Raw genomic sequence first — 18,751 nt, forward strand, 5'->3', positions numbered from 1 at the left:
AAATGCGATCGAACATCTCACAGCGACGCACCATAATAGGTAAGTCAGCAGAAGGACTGATGCTTGCTGACAACCTCTCAAATCTTGATGAGTTGCTTGAAGCTATTAGAGAAAAAATATGACTGCAAAAACAATTACTGATACTGCACTAGAGCGAATTTTAGCAATTAAATGGGAGCCTGACGATAGTCGCGTTAACTCTCATATTGCCCTTTTGCGAGAATACTTGAGGCGTGCCGCACTGTGGGCAAAAGCTTTAGATTGTACAGATGAATGGCCGTTTTTTGATGTGGCTGCTCATATCTGCCCTTTAGAGTGTGCCGATGATACTAATGTTAAACTGCTTAAGACTCATTTCACAGAAACACCGTTTTATGTGGCGGGTATGATTGAAAAAACCTGCGAGTGGTTCCTCCATTGGGATCGGGTGAAAAATTTACCAAAAGTTAGTGAATTTACTTTACCTGAACCCTACGAACCTCTAATCATAATGTATGAACGCGGTGGCATATTCTCTATGGAACATGGATTTTTTGATTTTGCTGTTGGGAGTTTTCCTAGAGGTAAATGGCAGCAATATGACGAAAAAATGGCGGCAGAGTGGGCAAATCCTCAAATTGAAGCGTTGTTGAGTGAAAGTGCGATCGGGGTGAATCCGAAGCTAATTGCCCTTACCGATTGCTTCGATCAAGATTACCTAAATTAAACAAAGTTTCTGTATGCTTTTGCGGGAAAGCCTCACGAGTTCTAATTGTTAAAGCATTTTCATAACACTTTTTTGCCAGTTCGATATTCTCAGCTTTCTCTCCCATGATTCTGTTACTGTAGGCTAATCCCAGATTATTTTGTGTCGTTGCCCAATATTCGGGAAAGGCTTCGCGGGTGAGGACGGTTAATGCAGCAGTGTATGATGCGATCGCCAGTTCGATATTCTCAGCTTTATCTCCCCTGATTCTGTTTCTGTACATAGTTGCCAGATTATTTTGCGTCATCGCCCAATCTTGGGGAAAGGCCTCGCGGGTGTAGACGGATAATGCAGCAGTGTAAGATGCGATCGTCAGTTCGATATTCTCTGCTTTGTCTCCCCTGATTCTGTTTCTGTACGCAATTGCCAGATTATCTAGCGTCATTGCCCAATATTCGGGAAAAGCCTCGTGGCTGTAGACGGATAATGCAGCAGCGTAAGATGCGATCGCCAGTTCGATATTTTCTGCTTTGTCTCCCCTGATTCTGTTTCTGTAGGCTAATCCCAGATTATTTTGCGTCATTGCCCATTGTTTGGGAAAAGCTTCAAGGGTGTAAACTTCGAGGGCGGCGGTGTAATATGCGATCGCCTTCTCCAGATTATCCGCCCGCGAACTGATGATTCTGTTACTGTAGGCAATTGCCAGATTATTTTGGGTTCGAGCAAACTGTTCGCTTCCGGGTTCCCGATTACTTAAAACTATTTGATAACCAGTAATGGCAACTTCCAGATTATTTGCTTTACTTCCCAGCGAAAAGTTACTAATATTCATACTTAAATTTTCAATAAGGCTGAAAATTAACTCAATTGTTTCTGAATTTTGGTGAGCAATTAAATCCTCTGCAAGTTTCTGTAAACTTTCAGAGAAACGGGGATTGAGGAGATGTTGCCGTTGAGCGAGAATAGGGTAAACTACAGTAATATCACTATTGCTTTCTGCTTCTGCTAGTAATAATTCTTTGATAAACTCTACATATTCTAGCGGATTTTCCTCTTCAGATTTATCGCTATCTCTCTCATCCTTTGTATCCAAGAATTGCCCTAATTGTTGGTAAAGATTCCCCAGTCGCCCCAAAGCAGCCGCCTCTCGTAGGCTATCTTTCAAACTCCTAGCAATTTCTAAAGACTGCTCATATAGAGGGAATACCTGTTCCCACAATCCTAAGTCACGGTAAATATCACCTAACTGTAACAAAGTGTCAGATTCCGCCGTGGGTAAGTTCAATTTTCTTTGTAAAGCAAGTGACTTCTCAAATAAATGAATTGCCCGATCGATCTCCTGTGTATCATCCTGTGCTTGGCCCGTCTTTACCCGGTTTGCATAAGCATTAGCAACTCGATTGTATAGCGTTGCTAATGCAGGAGTTTCCATAGCTTGTTGTTCCAGACTTTCTACCTGATCTAACAATTCCTTTAGTGGTAAAGTCTCTCTTCTCTCAGACTCAATCAGCAGAGAAATTTCCCCATTCTCGTTAACTACATTCGTTGCTTCCACCAGCGGTGCTACAAAGCGAAATACGCCACTCCGCCAACTCCAAAAATCCGGTGCTTTGATAATCAAGCGACTCAAAATCTTCGGTGTTACCCAAAGTACAATAGGATAAGGAAACTCTCGCAACCCCTCCCGCGTCCATTGCAAATAGCCAAAAAAACGGTTTAACTCCGACCGATTATTAGAGTCAGCTTGTGACACAAAATCCATCAAAGCCTCAGTTCCAGTTACAGTAATTACCGCTGATGCGTGAGGTTCTTGTAACTCTGGGCAATCCTGAACCAGTTGCTCCAACGCAGCTCTTAAACTCGGTTCTTGTTGATTCAACACCACGCGATAACAGGGGATATTGGGAGCAAGTTCGGCTTCGTAACGATTAATCATCTGAGTTTGAAAATCTCCCGGTTTACAGGAGGCAATCAACAATGACAATACACCTTTACTTGCTTCAATTAAAGAGACAAGACCATCGTAACTATCCTCATTGATCGATTGATCGTCCACGATATCATTGTCAAGCATTTAATTAACCCTCCGCTCCAATTAATCCACGCCGCTGCAATATTTCCTGAACCACTGGATGAACTCCAAACCACAAATCGTCATTGCGATATTCTAGGATGTAAAGCGTGTGCAATAAATCCAAGAAATCCTGATCCATTCCATCTAGGGGTAAATAATTTTGGTATACATCCACTAGAATTTGATAGCGGTTTTGTCCAAGAGGTTCTGTTAAATTAATGCGATAGTCTTTAATCGCATTTTGCAAAATCTCAGACGTAATTTTTAAATCTTGGTTGTCTGGTGTGCGACGTAACTGCTTCAAACATAACCCACAGCACAGACTAGCCAAACGAATAAATTCTCGCAATGCACCACCACTTTTAACGATCATCATCTGAGTTGCTTCCGGTGCAATCAACTCCTTGGGGATTCGTTTGTAAAGAATTTGCTCAAATACTTTTACAGCTTCTGCGACAGGAGAGGCATTGGGAACTCTATCTTGTCCACGCGGAAACAACTTTGTCGCCCACATCGATTGAATCTTATTGTTTGTGGCATTCTGAATAATTCCTCGCAACGACATATCTCGTGTCGCTGCCATTGGAATTGTATAAATAATCCGAAATTGAGGCTGAAACAACGCACTGATATTATTTCGATAAACTTTATCTACAATTTCTAGATCGAGTTTATCAAGGTCATCAATCACAACCAGAACTTCTTGTCCGCACGCCGCTTCAATCGCACTAGCGATATCGTTGATGCGATCGATTAAATCTGAAATCCGTCTCTCAAACTCAGTCGTAATTTCCTCACGAATCACAGAGTTTGCCTTCAATGTCGCTTTCAATTTGGCAAAGAATTTCACGAACCAAGCATTGACACCAGCTTCTCCACTCGTTTCTAGCTCAATGCTCGAATCAACTGAACTTCCCTCAGTTCTAGTATGCTTACTAAACCATTGATAAAAAGCTTTTTTTGTTTTAGAACCGATTTTAATCTGGCGTTCTTCTGCTGCTTCCATGAGCTTTACTGCCATAGCAAACAAAATGTTAATATGATTCACATCTGACATTTCAATCATGTCAGAAATTGAAAAGAAGACTACAAAGTAGCGATTCTGCGTGTCCCGGCAAAATTGACCCAGCAATGTCGATTTACCTGATCCACGATGCCCTGTAAAAATGATTTTGTTATTGTCTGGCGAGCAATCTTCAACTAAATGCTCCAATTCTTCTAAAATCTCCGTGCCATATTCCACATGAAATTTATTCAGTTGCTCTACGGTGACCAAAGGAAGTAACTGAAGATTCTGGAAGGCTGTTTGGAAGGATTCTAGGCGCTGGTTAGTCATAGGAAATATATATAGACTATAACTCTAAGTTTATCACAATGCCTTGTAATCTCACCCCTCTACTGCTAAGTCTGCGCTAACACCGATGTTTATTTTAGCATGATTCGATGGTTCTCCGGCTGACTTCACTTACGCAGGGGTGATCGGAAACCGGGTTTTTGCGAGAATACTTCGTTACAGTCCGCAGATTCGGTAAAAAACCCGGTTTCTTTGGATTAATCTATCCTATTGTCGATCGCATTCTCAGATTGAATTGCGATCGCCCCAACTAACTTATCAATCTCCGCCTCAGTGGTAAAATAGTGAACGCAAGCCCGCACGCAATCAGGATTCAGAATTGTCCGCACCATAATTCCCTGCTTCTCCAACAAATCAACAAGCTTTTTATGCGGCATCCCGTTAGTCAATCGAAACGAAACCAAACCCGCTTCCGGTGCCGAAGTCCGCAAACATTCTACATGGCTAATTTCCGACAAACGTTCCCAGAGATACTTGCTCAAACGGCAAATTTCTGCATACCTTTCCTCGATCGGACCCCATTCATGTTGCAGGGCGATCGCACTTCGCAAACCCGCATACAAAGGATAAGCCGAAGTCGCAATTTCGTAACGTTGAGCTCCCGGTTTAAAGCCAATCGGTTTAGCATTAGCATCCGTCACAATTCCCCGCCAACCGATAAACACCGGCTGCAAATCTGCCAAAGCTTCTGCACTTACATAGAGTCCACCCAAACCTTCCGGGCCACACCACCATTTATGACCCGTGAAAGCATAAAAATCAACTCCCGACTCAATCAAATTCAAAGGCAAAACTCCCACAGATTGAGCCGCATCAACTAATACTCTGACTTTGTGATTCTGCACAGGCAAATCTTCTTGTCCCCCCCCTTGCCAAGGGGGGGTTAGGGGGGGTTCATAGCCTTCATGGCACACTTTCACAATCTCAGTCAGAGGCAAAACTTGGCCAGTATTCCACAAGATGTGACTGATTACCAACAAACGAGTATTCGGCTGCAAATAATCAGCAATTACCGCCACCGCATCGCCCTGATTCAAAGTAGCCGCCAACGGACAAACCGAAACCTCAAGGTTGAAACGGCGCTGAAGTTCCATTACACTAGCTACAATGCCCGGATGTTCGCAGTCAGAGAGCAATAAATGGTCGCCAGGATGCCAATCAATGCCCCACAGAGCAATATTGCAGCCGACGGTGACATCTTCAGTCAGGGCGATCGTTTCGGGAGGGACGGCTAACTCGTTTGCGATCGCACGTCGCGTCAGCATCGCCTCCTGAGCCACCCAAGCACCGATTTCCCCCGAAAACGGCCCCCCAAGCTGCACCCGCTTATAGGCCTCATAAATCGCCTCTAAAGCAGTCTCAGGCAACGGCCCTTGTCCGCCGTAGTTAAAATAAGCTTTATTGGCCAAAGCTGGAAATTGTTGCCGGTGTTTGTCCTTTGTCATTTTTTCTGGGGAATTAATTGATAACGTTAATATTGATAGAACTTACACAATAACCCTAGGGATGGACAACCACGGGGGATTGCCCCTACAAAATACTATATATGGACTGTGTGTGCGGCATGACAGATTGAATAAATATTAATGTCAAAAACTTCTCTCAAAAAGCCTTCTTACTTCTATCTTTTACATCCATGACATCTGTTACATCCGTTATATAATCGATTGCCAAACCTTCTATCTTTTACATCCGTGACATCCGTGACACAATCCGTTGACGAACCTTCTGCAAACACTAAATGTTAATAACTGACAAACTACTACTTTCCTATCAACGATGTAATCTCCGAGCATTTTTAGATATATTGGGAGATTGGAAACAACAAGATCCACCAAGTGACTTTTTGCTAAAATTGATGCGAGATAGCTCGACATACCAGCAGCAAACTTTAGAATCCGAAACCTACGAACAACCATATTATCCTAGAGGGGATTGGGCGGCTGGTGCGGCGGCTACTTTGAGTTTAATGCAGCAAGGAGTCGATCGCATTTATCGAGGAGTCCTTTGTCAAGGCGAATTAGGCAAAACCAATGGTGAAACAGCTTCTATCTCAGGAATAGATGGTCAATATTTGCCAGACATCGGCGAAATCCCCGAAACTCCAGTCCATCTTTCCTCCTCAATCCTGCACTCTTCCGAAATCACCCTCGTCAGTCGCCCGCACTTATTAATCAAACAGCCTGGAGATTCCAATTTTGGTAATTGGAGTTATGCGACAGCCGATATGTGGTTAAGTAAAAAACCAAAACTAGACTATCAAATTATTGCTGCTTTTCATGCGAAAGTCTTAGCTTCCATGCAGGGAACAATGCCCGAAACTGCGTGGCTGATGCTGCGGACAAAAGGGCTTTGGGCGGTGAATCTCTACCAGCGAATGCCTCAAATGTTCCAGATTTTGGATGAGTGCATTGAGATGTTAGAAAATCGGCAGAAACCGGAGGTTTTCATTTCTCGGCAAAAGTGTACTCTTTGCGGTTGGTATACGGCTTGTCACGAGGAAGCCGAATCGATTAAACATCTTTCGCTATTGCCGGGAGTTACGGCTAAGCGATATGCTATATTAAAAGTTCTAGGATTGACTGATTTAGCATCTTTGGCTAATGCTAATTCCGATTTATTAGCGAGTTATCCTGAGTTTGTGGCGGGAGTGGCTGTCGATGTGGTGCAACAAGCGCGATCGACTTTGTTAAATCAACCGTTTGTGCGAGAAGCAGGAAGTTCGGCAACGGATTTTGTAACGGATTTAACGGATGTCAAAGAAGGAAGTTCGGCAGCGGATTATGTAACGGATTTAACGGATGTTAAAGATAGAGGTTCGGCAACGACAGCGGTTAATCAGTTTATCAGAATACCAGAAGTTGCAGGGAATAGTTTAGTAATAGCTAAAATTGAGTCCGTAAAGATTACAGAAAATAAATCTGCTGCACCTTCTATACCTGCGCCGATTCTCCGCAAAAAACCAATTCCTTATTCACAATCTGTCTTTTTGCCGATCGCCCCAATCGAACTCTACTTTGACATCGAAGCCGAACCGGAGTTAAATTTAGATTATCTCCACGGAGTATTAGTTGTTGACAGGTACAACAACACTGAAAAATTCCACGGCTTCCTGGCAGAATCACCGGCTGAGGAAGGTGCAATCTGGGAGCAATTTTTAGAACTAATGTGGGCTTATCCCATTGCTCCGATTTTCCACTTTTGTGACTACGAAGTCAAGACTTTTAAGCGACTGGCTAAACTTTACAACACTCCAGCTTACTTGTGGAAGCCTGTGCTGAAAAGGTTTGTGGATATTCACAAGCAAGTGACGCAGCAAGCGATTATGCCGGTGGAAAGTTACGCACTCAAACCCATTGCGCGCTGGTTGGGTTTTGACTGGCGCGATGCTAAGGCTAACGGTGCTCAGTGTGTCTGTTGGTACGATGATTGGCTCAAAACGGGCGATCGAGATCTCTTGGAGGCGATCGTCCGCTACAATGAGGACGACTGTCGCGCTACTTACATCGTTAAAGATTGGTTGACTAATTTTTTGTTGAGTCAGAAACAGTAATTTTCTGATTGAACGAACCGCGAAGACGCAAAGGCCGCGAAGCAAGAAAGATAAGAAGATAGTAAGATGCACAATTTAGGGAAAATACTTATATTTATTGCCTGTTTTTTGATGGCAGCAACTGTTGCTATTTTTGTCAATCTTTCGGCCCAATCTTTCGCTGTTACCAAAATAGATTTTATCGGTAGGGCAATATTTCCAACAGGTTCTCCCTTTGGGGGGACAGAAATTGGCGGACTTTCGGGAATTACCTATGATGCGGAGAAACAAGTTTATTATGCTATTTCTGATGACCGCAGCAGCAAGGCTCCGGCGCGCTTCTATTCTCTGAAAATTAACTTGGCATCTGGTAAGCTGGAGAAAGACAATATTGAATTTACTGGTGTGACGACTTTATTAGATGAAAACGGTAAAAGTTTTCCCGAATTCAGTTTAGATCCCGAAGGGATAACTTTTACTGGCAAAAGCGTGTTTGTTTCTTCTGAGGGAGATGTCGATCGCCAAATCGCTCCTTTCATCAAAGAATTCTCCCTGGATGGTAAACTGCTGAAAACGCTTTTAATTCCTGACCTATTTTTGCCCGATGCCAAAGGCACCAAAGGCATCCGCAACAATCTCGCCTTTGAAAGCTTGACTTTAACTGCCGATCGCAAATACCTATTCACCGCCACCGAAAACGCTACAGTTCAAGATGGCGCCGTAACTTCCCTGGAAAAAGGCAGCCCGTGCCGGATTTTGCGGTACGATGCTGCGAGTGGCAATCCAGATGCCTCCTTTGCCTACATCACGGAACCGCTACCCCCTGGTGCCAATCCTGTGGGAAAATTAACTAGCAACGGTTTAGTGGATTTATTGGCGATCGACGACAAGCGCTTGCTGAGTTTAGAGCGCGCTTTCTCCCTGGAAACCGGCACGACGATCAGAATTTTTGAGATTTCTTTGGAAAAAGCCGATCGCATTGAAGCACTCCCAAGCCTCAAAACCCGTATCAGCGAGGTTTCCCCCGCCCAAAAACGGCTGCTGCTGGATTTGGAAACTCTGAAAATTCCCCTAGACAACATTGAGGGCTTGACATTTGGCCCCGATTTAGCCGATGGTACCAGAGGCCTGATTTTGGTAAGCGACAACAACTTCAGTCCCCTGCAAGAGACTCAAATTTTGGGCTTCCAAATAAAAGTTCAAAAAACCTCTTGACAAACGGTGCAGTTATCTGCATAATAGAAATTGTGCCTGAAACAAAGGCAAAACGAGGGACAGTAGTTCAATTGGTTAGAGCACCGCCCTGTCACGGCGGAAGTTGCGGGTTCGAGCCCCGTCTGTCCCGTTCTCTCGTAGCAAAGCTTTTAAAGTTTTGATAGATTTGTCGGATCTACCGCTAACGTAGTTTGCGCTCAAAATCCGCTCAAAATGAATATTAATCCGTCAAAAGATAGGAAAGCGATCCGGCTTCAATTTACTGTTGAGGGCGCTAGGTTTTCGTTCTCGCCTTTGCCCGGTGGAAAATGGGAGAATAAGCGCGATCGGCAATTGGTCGCAGCGATCGCCACAAAAATCGAAAATGATATTCTTGCTGGAAATTTTGATCCATCCCTAGGAAGGTATCGCCACAAGTTATCTGCCGCTCAAACTCCGCTTCGGGTAAAAGCTAATCCCAAGATTTGCTGGCTTGAACTTTGGGATGCTTGGGTTGTTTCTCTTGACTTGCCAATTTCAACCGCAGCAGATCATTATGCTTGTGTCCGAGCCATGCTTGTAAAATCGGGAAATCCTTCGCTTGATAATACTGAATGGCTGCAAATTAGTGAGTTGGCTGCGAGCACGTTTAATCGCAGATTGTCTATGTTGCGATCGTGCTTGTTGTGGGCCGTAGAAGAGGGCTTGATTAAGCCAGCGGATAATCCTTTGAAAAGGGTTCGCTCTCGCACGGCAACAGAAGATGAGCGACAGCGATCGGACAAGAAAAAAGCGCCATTGTCAGACGCTGAAATCGAAAAAATATTAAATTACGTCGATCGGGTCTATATCACTTACGCACCGTTTGTGCGATTTTTACTTTTTTCGGGAGTGAGGACTGGGGAAGCTGTCGGGTTAACTTGGGACAGTGTTGATTTAGAAAAGCGCCTGATTTTTATCAGGCAGTCGGTGTCTCGGCAGCGGGGGAAATACCAGAAAATTTGTAAATCTCCTAAGACCAAAGAATCTGTCCGCACTTTGAAGATGTCCGATCGTGTCTTTGTTCTCTTTAGCTCAATAATTACCGAGAATGCTTGTGGTCTAATTTTTAAAAGCCCCAAGGGACAAATTATAGATCATGGCAATTTTCGTTCTCAATGTTGGATGCCCACATTATTGTTTTTGGATATTCCTTACAGAAAGCCCTACGCTACGCGACACACTCTTCTGAGCCAAGCCCTTGAAAGTGGCTTGTCGGTGCCACAAGTTGCTCAAATTGCTGGGCATCGCGACGGTAAAATGATCCTTCAGCACTACGGCCACGTTATAAATCAGCCACAATTGCCTTAGTGATAGTTAACCGAGAGTGGAATTGACTTGATGCCGGATTTTGTGATCGCCTCCATGCGATCGCAGAATCTCTCCCATCCCGAGAAATTTTTGAGCACGATGCACCCTGCGCTTCCCGGTGCATTAGCGTCAAAATGGATACCTAATTCGCTCCTGATATCGCCAGAGCTTGATACTGGGTCAGGTGTGATATGGAAAAAATACCCTTCTATTCCTCTTGTGGGGAGCCAATAAGGTACTGTCGGGATTTTGTACTCAAAGCCTGCCGGAATTGGCCCTTTTCCTCTCGCCCATTCATCGCCCGGTTGCTGCCACTGTGTGCATCCAGATGTCGCCAAATAATCAATAAATTTTTTGTCGGGGTAAGTCAATCTCAAGCTGCCGTAAATCAAGTCATTGGATGCGGCTAAAGTCATCGCAAAGGCGAGTGAATGGCTCATGTGGGACTCCGTTATTTTTGTAGGGGCGACGGAGCCAAAAAAGCTCCTATGACGGCGATCATGGTAATTATTAATTCAATTAAGCTGGCTGGAATTGGCTGCGCTTCTAATATTACAATTATCAGTCCTAGGCACGAAACGAAAGTGCAAAGGCATATGCAAAATAATGCAATACGTAGTGAGATTCTATCCATTAGTCTTTCCTGTTCTGGAATGTAATTTTGGAGACCCAATCGAGAATTTGAGCTATTTGTTCCCCTTGGAATTTCACCTGTTGAGCTTGCAGTTTCATTTGCTGCGCCATGTGTTCCCGTTGTTTAACTGCTTCCTTTATCTCTATTTCCCTTAATCGAATTTCTTCTAAGTGTTCTTTTCTTTGCTGTTTTCTGGCTTGCCAGAAACTTATTGACAATCCAAGAAGGGCAACTACCAGCCCAAAGAAAGCAATTACCGTGGTGGCAATATCTGCCTTGATTAGGTCAACGAGTTTCTGCATTTTGTCTCACGCTAGCAAGAGTCAAATATTCTTTTAAAACTACTGTTGTGTCAAGGAAAAGTAGGGCTGCTGTAGGTACTGACTTCACCAGTTCTTCATCTATCTGAAGAAATCTCGGAGGTGTTGAGCAAAGAGCTCCATTCCATGTAAATGGGTAGTATTTGTCTTTCCCCCCGTCATATACCCCCCATCTTCTTAATCCAAACGGCTTGGCTTGCCAGTGCACCAAGCAAAAACTGCCTGCGAGGTGGAACTTGTCAATTATTGGATTGAAGTCCATCTTTAGCTCGAAGTCTGGGAGGTGTGGGTATGTTAGTTTTACCCGCCCTTTCTCTGTTTCTGCAACTACAATTGGTTTCATTTTTCTTGCTGACCATATTGATTCAATGATGGCGAAATACGGATTTCGCCATCATTGAATTGGGAAGTGCTACGCGACTGGTTGCTCAGTCTGTCCTGTTTGTACTGGAGCATCAATCTGCTCGCCGACCTGATTGACTAGGTTTTCTAAAGCCATGATGGCTTCGTTAAGCGAGGCTTCGTTTTGCCCAGAACCCCCGGTTCTTTCGTCCACTTGTTTCGTGTAATTGAAGTTGGCAGAAATTGCGGCTAAAATTACCCGTGCGAATCTTGGTTCCATTGGTTTAACTGGGTTTGATTGTTTGCTTGACTGGCTATCAAACGTATCTTTGACGTTGACTAGCTTCGTTTATTTTAAGGTATTTGTTGTGGATTGTCCACTAGGTTTTCAAGTTGTTCGGTGATGTCTTCTAACTGCCCAATAATATCATCAAAGCCTGGGCTGCTATCGTCACTTACAGCGATGATTCGACAGTGGAATCCTGTCGAAGGGTTTATCAATAGGCGCATCGAAAACAGGTCGTTCCGATATCGAAAACTTGGAATCCGAATGAAGTCGATTGTGTTTATAGAGCCCTGAAAAGCACACAGTCTTTCAATCAATGGTGCTTCTTGTATTCGAGAAAATAAAGCTACCGCTACCTCGACGAATTCCCCTGTTTCCACATATTCACCCGTGTCATCGGACTGGAACACCAAGAACAATGTGTTCGGCGGAAACCAGTCCGTGTAAACCGGAGTAGCGGTGATGATTTGCGTGTCTATAATAACAGTAAGTGCAGGCATTTAGCCATAGTTTTCGCCGTGATAGGTCAAGCTCAAAGGGGATTTTGGTGATAAGAATGTGCTAGTAGAAGTATAATCGTACACCTCTTTTATTTGTTCGATTTGATTGTTGTCCCCTGGCGCGTAAGGGACGACAATCTTAAAGTTACTCTCGCCAGTCTTGTTGTCAGGTGAGCCGAAACACGCGGAGATATGACGCGGTTCCGCATTGCTAAGACGGTCAATCGTTGGGTTGTTGGTTGCCACTTGACGGGCTAAGAGTGACGGTGTTACGGGAGTTAATTCGTCGCCATTCTCATCGTAGTATTGCCTTTGGTTAATTAAAGCGTCCTCTAAGTTGTCCTGAGTGTATCTAATCTTTAAATCTCTACCCCTGACCGTTCTGCGCGTCTTAATCTTGCTGGCGCTACTCACTCAGTCTCAACACCTACGATACAGACGTTTTCCACGCCGGACATCTCAGTATCATCCAAGAAATCGACGGCGGATTCGGCATCGTCAAACGACAGCAAATCGCACAAATCCGGCTCAATAGTGTTAGTTTTAGCTTCACGCAAATCTATCCAGTTAATAGAATTGCCCGACGCGCGCCGGACGGATTGATTCGCCCCAAAAAAGGAAATGATACCATCCGAATTGCATTCGGTTTTGAGTATGATAAATCTCATAAGTCCCTCAAGTTTAATTGAATGCGTTCTCCAATATTTTTATTGGTGACAATTTCTGGATTTTGGTTTATCTCATTCCAGAAATCAAGCCATTCCGGGGTTCCGGGTTGAAATGGATATTGGATTTTGTGTCCCTCCCCCGAAGCATCCCAGAGTAGCGCTTCCCTTGGTCGAACTGTTCGTGGCAAAGCGCAAAATCCTGCGCTTTGTGAAGAGTTGCTTTTGAATATTTCGGGCAAAAAAGACTCTTTCGCGAGCACCGATAACGATGCGAAAAAATAAGTTTTGCCCGTGTCCGTGACGTAATTTGCCCGGTACAGCATTACGGAGTAGCAGTAGGGAGAGCAGTGGGATTTTTAGAGGAAAATCGCTTGTCCCACTCCCCTCTGTATCCCAGGCACATTGTGTGCGGCACGGCTCGCAGCGCTAATCCACAAGCCCTAATCAATTCAGGATCGCGACTGCTCATGGGAACGAGCATTTCAGATTTTGCGGCCTTGATCTCTGAAGCCGCACCTGGGGTAGCCCCATCAGCTTTCTCGACAACTCTGCGGTTCTGTAGCATCACTACCCTGAATCGCCTGTGCTCGAAGGTCACTTGTCTGAATCCAGGGCATCTGGCACTTGACGTGTTGATTGGACCACCACTTGCAGTTAAGCAGTTGTTGATTGCTGTTGCGTACTGGGCATAAGGGATATTTCCTGCCAAGTTGGTAGCCATCTTGAAGGCTTTTGAAGCCATTTCAAACGAGCCGTCTGTTTCGTAGTTCATGCTACCCACATACGACGTTTCCTTCTCGCCTGCGTCGGTGTCCGTTATGGGTAGTGGCACAGGAGGCAACACGCTTGATGTGGGATCTAGTAAATCGATGATATTCCGCCAAGTCTCACCTTCAAGTGATACGCAAATAACCCGAGCAATTTGATTTAATTGGCCTGCAATAGTAGCCGACGCTGCTACTAAGTTAGTTTTGCTGGGAACAGGGATACTCACTGTTTTCCCCGCTTCAAACCAAAACTTAAGTTTTCTCGGGCTCCACGAGTATCCCTCTTCGTCTTCGCAGGGCACCCCCCTGGTATTGATCACGGTTCCGCCGACGGCGGCAATGATCGCATTAATCATTGCATCAGTGGTGCCGTCCGGTATCTTGAACGTGTATTTGTAATTAAAAGTTTGAGTCGCCGTACCCCAGTCAGGAAGATAATTGTTTCCCCGGAAGGTAATGCCTTCAGGCCTTGCCATCGTTAGACCTCACTTGCTAATTCAAGTGCAACTGGCATCAGATCGAAGGCCAGATTGTACGACTGCCTTAACGTGCCAGGGGCTACATTAAGCCCGGAAGCGATCGACGGATTAGGCTTTGTAACCGTCGCTTTGGTAGGCCGCGCTGTTGGTGCTAGAGCCGTTAATGCTGAGTGAGTGCGATCGACAATTTGCCGAATCACCTCCATCCCGTTACCTGTAGTGGCATTTGCCTCAGCCTCTGAGAGGCCGGGGAGAGATGTGAGAGGAATACGGATTTCGCCAGCGGCCGTGTCGAATGTATATCCAGCGAAAATCTCGTTCGGTGCAATTTGCATAAATCGAAAGTCGAAGTGATCTGTTGACTCTTTAAGCCTAGCGAAAAGCGCCGTTTATGTCCGTTTTCTGAAGCAAAAACGACTCGTCGGGTTTAAAGGTAAAAACACTCGACGACCAGTTCGCGATGCTAGCTTCAGACGTTGATATGTAATAGGACAACATGCCATAATTATTTAAATATTTATTTATTGTAGGCAGCCCTTATGCAGTCAACCTTGATGACGGTAAAGATAACGAGCGACCTTCTGCTCAAGCTCAAACAGCGAGCTCTGAACGAAAAAAAGAAGATGTGGGAAGTCGTGGCAGACGCTTTAAATAAATATTTAAATACATAAATATTTTTATAAATATCAATTTATGTTACCTGTCGGTTGATCGGCAGGTATTTTTTTTATCGTGTATAGATGCAAAAAGAAAACAAAAGGCGCGCTCGAACTTATCCCAGCACTTTTTATGCGGGTGCCGGGGCGCAAGCAAATCCGCCCTCTTGTATTTCGCTTCGGAATTATTGCGCCAAGTATTTTTTGAGCAAGCCTCAGGTTTTGCGATTGCTCAAGAAAAAAGAGTTGTGCGCCGTAAGTTTCAAGAAAAATCTTTTTATTATTGATAAACCACCGGAGGAATAATGGGAGCAATTTACAATTTAAACCCCACACAGTCTCAGCAGCAGCCCCCCCTATCTCGAAATGCAAAAACCCCCGTTGCTGTCAGTGTTACTACAACAGCATCGGTTGCGCTTGCTGCTAATGCTAACAGAGCGGGTTTCTCTTTTTATAATGCAGGTCCCGCCACCATTTTTATGCGCGAGGGTTCGACAGTAACCCCTCTCCTTTATGGACAGCCAGTGCCTGCCGGGTATCACTATGATAGTGAGCCAAGTGCTTTTCGCTATACGGGGGCTGTGAGCTTGGTTACGGCGTCTGGGACGGCAAGTGTGATGATGAGCGAGGCCATTGTTTAATGGGGACAATTACTAACTTAAATAGTGGTGTAGTAGGTTTTCAAGTTAAAGTTGTAAATACAACTATTCCTGCTATGGCATCAAGTCAGACGGGTGTCGATCTTGCCTCGGTTTTTGGCGCCAACTTCGATTTATCGAGAATCAGGGGCGTAAGTGCGATCGCTACTATAGGCACGGGTTTTCTCCGTGTTGTTCCTGGAGGCATTGGCTTGCCGGGGCATAGTTACTTCCTGTCAGTATCGAATACTTTTCTCCTTGTTCGCACAACGACCGACTCTGCGTCGATCCTGGGGATACCAGTAAGAGTTATTATTTGGTATGAATAATCATGCCTTCTGAACCTTTATTCACAAACTTTTTCGGCGCCGGCGCAACCCAAACCGCCACTCAAGTCATTATCCTAAAAAATGATTTAGTTGCACCAGTGGGAATTGTGCCAAGCTACACCTTCACCCCCGCTGCGGTCAATAATGCCGAGTCAACGGCATTGGCTGTTTTCTTGAGGTGGCAGCGCAATCAAGACCAGAGCACGGATTCTCAATTCCGTATTTCTCCCTTCGAGCAATCGCTCGAATTTCAGTTCAATAAGTGGTTGCGAAGGTATTCTTGTCAAGTTGAAATTTGGCAAGACGATGCAACGTCTTCGATACCAAATCCCAATTCAATATAATAACTGTCAACTATGGCGATCGACAAACCTTTAACGACTTTTTTCGGCCCTGGAGCCACGCAGACCGCAACTTCCATCACCATTCTCAAAGCCGACTTGGTGAGCACTCGCAACCCGCTGGGCTTTGTTGGCTTGACGGCAGCCGCCAATAATACAAGCGAGAGCATTATTGGAGCTATGTTCCTTCGTTTCAACGAGCAGCAAGACACCTCGAACGACGCGCAGTTTGCCATTTTCCCGCAGGGGACTTCGATTATCAACGAGGTATCGGATGGGGTGAGCAAGCCCTTCACCCAGTACATATTCACGGTTCGGATACTGGAACCAAGACTGACTGAGACGCCAAATCCTAACTTGATTTAATTCGGAGAAAACAATGGTAGGAGCATTCACGAACCAACCTCGATCGACTCCGATCGCAAACCAGCAGCAGGCTACTCAGTTGGGGCAAGGGAATTTTTCCTCAATGCAACAACAGCAATTTGGAAACCCACAGATGCAGGGATTTGGGGGGCAGCCCGGAGGGATGAATGGTAATATTTATCCACTCGGACAGCAATTTGGACACACCACAATTTATGCCGTGGTGGAGAGTGGGCAACCTATCATTATTGACCCTAAAACAGGTGAAAAATATCCCCCGGGCTATATTCCCACTATTCAAGATCCAAACACATGGGAGCAGTGGCAACCCGGACAATCCTGGGCTGAAACAATGGAGCTGGCTAATGCGGAATTTTCGGAAGGAATGAGGCAGGCTGTAGAAACTCTTGTAAGGCCGGGCGAAGAAGCGGCCGCCGAGACGGCGCAGGGATTCTTGAAAGACTTGAGTGGCGCTGCCAATAAGTGGACGGGACAAGCCTCTCAAAATTTGTATGGCAAGGACAACAAAACCCTAAAGGATATCCAAGATCGAGCCAGCCAAGCCGGGAAGCAAGTAATCAATCAAGCCCCACAGGTTGCACAGCAAGCCATAAAACAAGCCCCACAAATTGCTCGGCAGGCGGGGCAAGCGGCGAGTCAAGTAACAGGGCAGGCTACTAAATTTTTCAGTGGGAGCGGTAGCGCAGCCCCCGCTGCCAGCGGTGGCGCAATGAGATCGGCTCTGACTTCTGTTGCGGGCGAGCGTGCCTTTGTTTCTGGGGCTAGGAGGAATTAAATGGCGATCGATATGCCCGATCGAATTGCTCAAATTGCCGCAAAAATAACGCCCGCAACAAGCGGGCAAGAGGCAATTTTGTACACTCCCAGTACCGCTACGGTATTGGGAGTGGGCATTAATTACCAAGGGTACATGGCCTCAGTTCGCTGCATGGCATACCTGGATTCCATCAGTGAAACGTTTGCCCCCAATATTTTGCCCACGGACACGGAATCGCAAAAAGAACAGAAAAATCAATTTTTTAGGGCCAATTCTAAAAAGGGGTTGATGGTCTATTTGCGAAGTCCCACAAACCAGGATTTTGAAGTGGGGCTGATAGATTTGTATAACGTCAAGCCTGTATTCTTTGCGGGGATAGACGAATACTTCTCCGGAGTCACAATATACGGGATAAAATTCGGGTGGCGAATTGTGGCCAAGATGGTAGATCGAGGGTCTGGATTACTGCAAAACAATACGGGTGCAGGGAAACAGAATGATTGGCTATCTATAACCGGATATGTGGAAGAAAAATCTAGTTTGCTTCAGGATCACAACAATATTGTTTACAACTTTATTCAATAGTTAAGAATGCTCAACTGTTGCAACAACCTAAACAGAAATCAGGCGGGCGGTTTGTCGGGAAGCTTGACAGAAGACGCTACTACAACAGTTGCTGTTGGCGCTTCTTCAACGGTTATCCTGGCAGCAGATGCAAGTCGAAAACTCGTAAAACTCTATTTAACTTCTTTATCTAATCCTGCGGGAGAATGCTGGATTAGATACGGGACTGGGGCAACACTGACAAACTCAGCACATCCTTTGCCTCTACGACATTTATTAATAGTTGATGAGCAAGCTGTAAATGCAATTTCCGCTATTTGCTCCTCTGGAACAGCTCAATTGCGGGTAAGCGTCGCGAATGCCTCATGAAGAATTTTGGAGTGTATCAGCCGCCTTCTGGGATCGAAAATGTTAGGCGATCGACGCAGATTAATTCAATTAATAATTTGAACAATCCTAGGCGAAGATTTGACCAAATGATCGGGCAAGGATGGGGGGGCAATATCCCAGGAACCCCATCGCTTCCGTCCCCATCGCCATCGCCATCACCATCACCCTCTTCTTTCAATCCTTTGCCACCTGGGAACCTGACCGCAACTCGAATTGATAGGGCAATGGAGTTTAGAGCCTGTGGGAATTTCTGCGTTACCTTGCACAATCTATGGGAAGGACAATGGTCTACTCAGCGTATTTGCTGGGACTCTGCTGCTGGCTGGGTATCTGACACTTGGAATGATAGTTCTAGACACAATACTTTAGACTCCTGGTATAAATCCTTTTACTGGAATAGTACCGGGATGCTTGAAGATTATTTTGTCGTAGATGCAGTTACTAGATCGTCATGCTTCCCTGCCGTTTCTTCCGTCCCCCCCTCAACGTTACCTCCTGGAGGGT

The 18,751-nt window shown here is 45.2% G+C and carries 22 protein-coding genes and 1 tRNA gene; 11 read left to right on the top strand and 12 right to left on the bottom strand.

The features are described 5' to 3' along the window. Positions 1-118: 118 nt before the first annotated feature. A complete protein-coding gene (locus JGK22_RS20290) occupies positions 119-706 on the top strand; it encodes a hypothetical protein (protein WP_293313493.1) in 588 nt (195 codons plus the stop codon). On the opposite strand, the gene JGK22_RS20295 is transcribed toward JGK22_RS20290, so the two are convergent. The 3 genes from JGK22_RS20295 to JGK22_RS20305 all read right to left on the bottom strand — a co-directional run bounded on the left by JGK22_RS20295 (position 672) and on the right by JGK22_RS20305 (position 5,558). Beyond that, the gene (locus tag JGK22_RS20295; protein WP_293206548.1) at positions 672-2,759 is read right to left on the bottom strand and encodes a tetratricopeptide repeat protein; all 2,088 of its coding nucleotides are present in this window, start codon (positions 2,757-2,759) and stop codon (positions 672-674) included. The genes JGK22_RS20290 and JGK22_RS20295 overlap by 35 nt on opposite strands. A 4-nt stretch (positions 2,760-2,763) precedes the next feature. Next, positions 2,764-4,095: a P-loop NTPase fold protein gene (locus JGK22_RS20300; RefSeq protein ID WP_293206545.1), complete on the bottom strand. Its 1,332-nt coding sequence runs from the start codon at positions 4,093-4,095 to the stop codon at positions 2,764-2,766. 215 nt (positions 4,096-4,310) lie between these two features. Next, complete coding sequence (locus JGK22_RS20305) at positions 4,311-5,558, bottom strand: aminotransferase class V-fold PLP-dependent enzyme (RefSeq protein ID WP_293218728.1); 1,248 nt, start codon at positions 5,556-5,558, stop codon at positions 4,311-4,313. A 296-nt stretch (positions 5,559-5,854) separates the two neighbouring features. Between JGK22_RS20305 and JGK22_RS20310 the strand changes: the two genes are divergently transcribed. The 4 genes from JGK22_RS20310 to JGK22_RS20325 all read left to right on the top strand — a co-directional run bounded on the left by JGK22_RS20310 (position 5,855) and on the right by JGK22_RS20325 (position 10,189). Continuing rightward, complete coding sequence (locus JGK22_RS20310; protein ID WP_293179380.1) at positions 5,855-7,666, top strand: TM0106 family RecB-like putative nuclease; 1,812 nt, start codon at positions 5,855-5,857, stop codon at positions 7,664-7,666. Between the two features lie 66 nt (positions 7,667-7,732). Next, positions 7,733-8,860: an esterase-like activity of phytase family protein gene (locus tag JGK22_RS20315; RefSeq protein ID WP_293179383.1), complete on the top strand. Its 1,128-nt coding sequence runs from the start codon at positions 7,733-7,735 to the stop codon at positions 8,858-8,860. Between the two features lie 56 nt (positions 8,861-8,916). Next, positions 8,917-8,990: transfer RNA gene (locus JGK22_RS20320), tRNA-Asp, on the top strand. A gap of 83 nt (positions 8,991-9,073) precedes the next feature. Then, complete coding sequence (locus JGK22_RS20325; RefSeq protein WP_293179386.1) at positions 9,074-10,189, top strand: site-specific integrase; 1,116 nt, start codon at positions 9,074-9,076, stop codon at positions 10,187-10,189. On the opposite strand, the gene JGK22_RS20330 is transcribed toward JGK22_RS20325, so the two are convergent. From JGK22_RS20330 to JGK22_RS20370, 9 genes are all read right to left on the bottom strand, one after another. After that, the gene (locus JGK22_RS20330) at positions 10,186-10,629 is read right to left on the bottom strand and encodes a L,D-transpeptidase (protein ID WP_293313495.1); all 444 of its coding nucleotides are present in this window, start codon (positions 10,627-10,629) and stop codon (positions 10,186-10,188) included. The two genes, JGK22_RS20325 and JGK22_RS20330, sit on opposite strands and share 4 nt — an antisense overlap. A gap of 193 nt (positions 10,630-10,822) precedes the next feature. Then, the gene (locus JGK22_RS20335) at positions 10,823-11,125 is read right to left on the bottom strand and encodes a hypothetical protein (protein WP_293313497.1); all 303 of its coding nucleotides are present in this window, start codon (positions 11,123-11,125) and stop codon (positions 10,823-10,825) included. After that, positions 11,109-11,486 (bottom strand): hypothetical protein, encoded by a 378-nt coding sequence (locus JGK22_RS20340; protein WP_293313499.1) that lies wholly within the window; start codon positions 11,484-11,486, stop codon positions 11,109-11,111. The genes JGK22_RS20335 and JGK22_RS20340 overlap by 17 nt, the downstream gene beginning before the upstream one ends. 69 nt (positions 11,487-11,555) lie before the next feature. Then, positions 11,556-11,765, bottom strand: coding sequence for a hypothetical protein (locus JGK22_RS20345; protein ID WP_293213943.1), 210 nt, complete (start codon positions 11,763-11,765; stop codon positions 11,556-11,558). A 74-nt stretch (positions 11,766-11,839) separates the two neighbouring features. Continuing rightward, positions 11,840-12,271, bottom strand: a complete 432-nt coding sequence (locus JGK22_RS20350) for a hypothetical protein (RefSeq protein ID WP_293179401.1) — start codon at positions 12,269-12,271, stop codon at positions 11,840-11,842. Then, positions 12,272-12,685, bottom strand: coding sequence for a hypothetical protein (locus JGK22_RS20355; RefSeq protein ID WP_293179404.1), 414 nt, complete (start codon positions 12,683-12,685; stop codon positions 12,272-12,274). After that, a complete protein-coding gene (locus JGK22_RS20360; RefSeq protein ID WP_293179407.1) occupies positions 12,682-12,939 on the bottom strand; it encodes a hypothetical protein in 258 nt (85 codons plus the stop codon). The genes JGK22_RS20355 and JGK22_RS20360 overlap by 4 nt, the downstream gene beginning before the upstream one ends. 322 nt (positions 12,940-13,261) lie before the next feature. Next, the gene (locus JGK22_RS20365) at positions 13,262-14,182 is read right to left on the bottom strand and encodes a hypothetical protein (protein ID WP_293218722.1); all 921 of its coding nucleotides are present in this window, start codon (positions 14,180-14,182) and stop codon (positions 13,262-13,264) included. A gap of 2 nt (positions 14,183-14,184) precedes the next feature. Further along, positions 14,185-14,520, bottom strand: coding sequence for a hypothetical protein (locus tag JGK22_RS20370; RefSeq protein ID WP_293197305.1), 336 nt, complete (start codon positions 14,518-14,520; stop codon positions 14,185-14,187). Between the two features lie 961 nt (positions 14,521-15,481). On the opposite strand from JGK22_RS20370, the gene JGK22_RS20375 reads away from it, so the two are divergent. Genes JGK22_RS20375 through JGK22_RS20400 form a run of 6 tightly spaced genes read left to right on the top strand, consistent with a single transcriptional unit; the run spans position 15,482 to position 18,226 of the window. Then, a complete protein-coding gene (locus JGK22_RS20375) occupies positions 15,482-15,808 on the top strand; it encodes a hypothetical protein (protein ID WP_293218720.1) in 327 nt (108 codons plus the stop codon). Between the two features lie 2 nt (positions 15,809-15,810). Continuing rightward, a complete protein-coding gene (locus JGK22_RS20380) occupies positions 15,811-16,152 on the top strand; it encodes a hypothetical protein (protein WP_293213936.1) in 342 nt (113 codons plus the stop codon). 12 nt (positions 16,153-16,164) lie between these two features. Then, entirely contained in the window at positions 16,165-16,515 is a 351-nt protein-coding gene (locus JGK22_RS20385; protein ID WP_293313501.1) for a hypothetical protein, read from the top strand. Positions 16,516-16,528: 13 nt separating this feature from the next. Continuing rightward, positions 16,529-17,311 carry a hypothetical protein gene (locus JGK22_RS20390; protein ID WP_293313503.1) on the top strand — a complete coding sequence of 261 codons (783 nt, stop codon included), beginning with the start codon at positions 16,529-16,531 and terminating at the stop codon, positions 17,309-17,311. After that, entirely contained in the window at positions 17,312-17,878 is a 567-nt protein-coding gene (locus JGK22_RS20395; protein ID WP_293313505.1) for a hypothetical protein, read from the top strand. A 6-nt stretch (positions 17,879-17,884) separates the two neighbouring features. Continuing rightward, a complete protein-coding gene (locus JGK22_RS20400) occupies positions 17,885-18,226 on the top strand; it encodes a hypothetical protein (protein WP_293313507.1) in 342 nt (113 codons plus the stop codon). Positions 18,227-18,751: the final 525 nt, after the last annotated feature.

The organism is Microcoleus sp. PH2017_08_TRC_O_A, from assembly GCF_020738665.1.
Taxonomy (GTDB): Bacteria; Cyanobacteriota; Cyanobacteriia; order Cyanobacteriales; family Microcoleaceae; genus Microcoleus.

What these genes read in the sequence shown, in the direction of transcription:
- JGK22_RS20290 (WP_293313493.1), top strand. Translation starts at nt 119, where the DNA reads ATGACTGCAAAAACAATTACTGATACTGCACTAGAGCGAATTTTAGCA.
- JGK22_RS20295 (WP_293206548.1), bottom strand. Translation starts at nt 2,759, where the DNA reads ATGCTTGACAATGATATCGTGGACGATCAATCGATCAATGAGGATAGT.
- JGK22_RS20300 (WP_293206545.1), bottom strand. Translation starts at nt 4,095, where the DNA reads ATGACTAACCAGCGCCTAGAATCCTTCCAAACAGCCTTCCAGAATCTT.
- JGK22_RS20305 (WP_293218728.1), bottom strand. Translation starts at nt 5,558, where the DNA reads ATGACAAAGGACAAACACCGGCAACAATTTCCAGCTTTGGCCAATAAA.
- JGK22_RS20310 (WP_293179380.1), top strand. Translation starts at nt 5,855, where the DNA reads ATGTTAATAACTGACAAACTACTACTTTCCTATCAACGATGTAATCTC.
- JGK22_RS20315 (WP_293179383.1), top strand. Translation starts at nt 7,733, where the DNA reads ATGCACAATTTAGGGAAAATACTTATATTTATTGCCTGTTTTTTGATG.
- JGK22_RS20325 (WP_293179386.1), top strand. Translation starts at nt 9,074, where the DNA reads ATGAATATTAATCCGTCAAAAGATAGGAAAGCGATCCGGCTTCAATTT.
- JGK22_RS20330 (WP_293313495.1), bottom strand. Translation starts at nt 10,629, where the DNA reads ATGAGCCATTCACTCGCCTTTGCGATGACTTTAGCCGCATCCAATGAC.
- JGK22_RS20335 (WP_293313497.1), bottom strand. Translation starts at nt 11,125, where the DNA reads ATGCAGAAACTCGTTGACCTAATCAAGGCAGATATTGCCACCACGGTA.
- JGK22_RS20340 (WP_293313499.1), bottom strand. Translation starts at nt 11,486, where the DNA reads ATGAAACCAATTGTAGTTGCAGAAACAGAGAAAGGGCGGGTAAAACTA.
- JGK22_RS20345 (WP_293213943.1), bottom strand. Translation starts at nt 11,765, where the DNA reads ATGGAACCAAGATTCGCACGGGTAATTTTAGCCGCAATTTCTGCCAAC.
- JGK22_RS20350 (WP_293179401.1), bottom strand. Translation starts at nt 12,271, where the DNA reads ATGCCTGCACTTACTGTTATTATAGACACGCAAATCATCACCGCTACT.
- JGK22_RS20360 (WP_293179407.1), bottom strand. Translation starts at nt 12,939, where the DNA reads ATGAGATTTATCATACTCAAAACCGAATGCAATTCGGATGGTATCATT.
- JGK22_RS20365 (WP_293218722.1), bottom strand. Translation starts at nt 14,182, where the DNA reads ATGGCAAGGCCTGAAGGCATTACCTTCCGGGGAAACAATTATCTTCCT.
- JGK22_RS20370 (WP_293197305.1), bottom strand. Translation starts at nt 14,520, where the DNA reads ATGCAAATTGCACCGAACGAGATTTTCGCTGGATATACATTCGACACG.
- JGK22_RS20375 (WP_293218720.1), top strand. Translation starts at nt 15,482, where the DNA reads ATGGGGACAATTACTAACTTAAATAGTGGTGTAGTAGGTTTTCAAGTT.
- JGK22_RS20380 (WP_293213936.1), top strand. Translation starts at nt 15,811, where the DNA reads ATGCCTTCTGAACCTTTATTCACAAACTTTTTCGGCGCCGGCGCAACC.
- JGK22_RS20385 (WP_293313501.1), top strand. Translation starts at nt 16,165, where the DNA reads ATGGCGATCGACAAACCTTTAACGACTTTTTTCGGCCCTGGAGCCACG.
- JGK22_RS20390 (WP_293313503.1), top strand. Translation starts at nt 16,529, where the DNA reads ATGGTAGGAGCATTCACGAACCAACCTCGATCGACTCCGATCGCAAAC.
- JGK22_RS20395 (WP_293313505.1), top strand. Translation starts at nt 17,312, where the DNA reads ATGGCGATCGATATGCCCGATCGAATTGCTCAAATTGCCGCAAAAATA.
- JGK22_RS20400 (WP_293313507.1), top strand. Translation starts at nt 17,885, where the DNA reads ATGCTCAACTGTTGCAACAACCTAAACAGAAATCAGGCGGGCGGTTTG.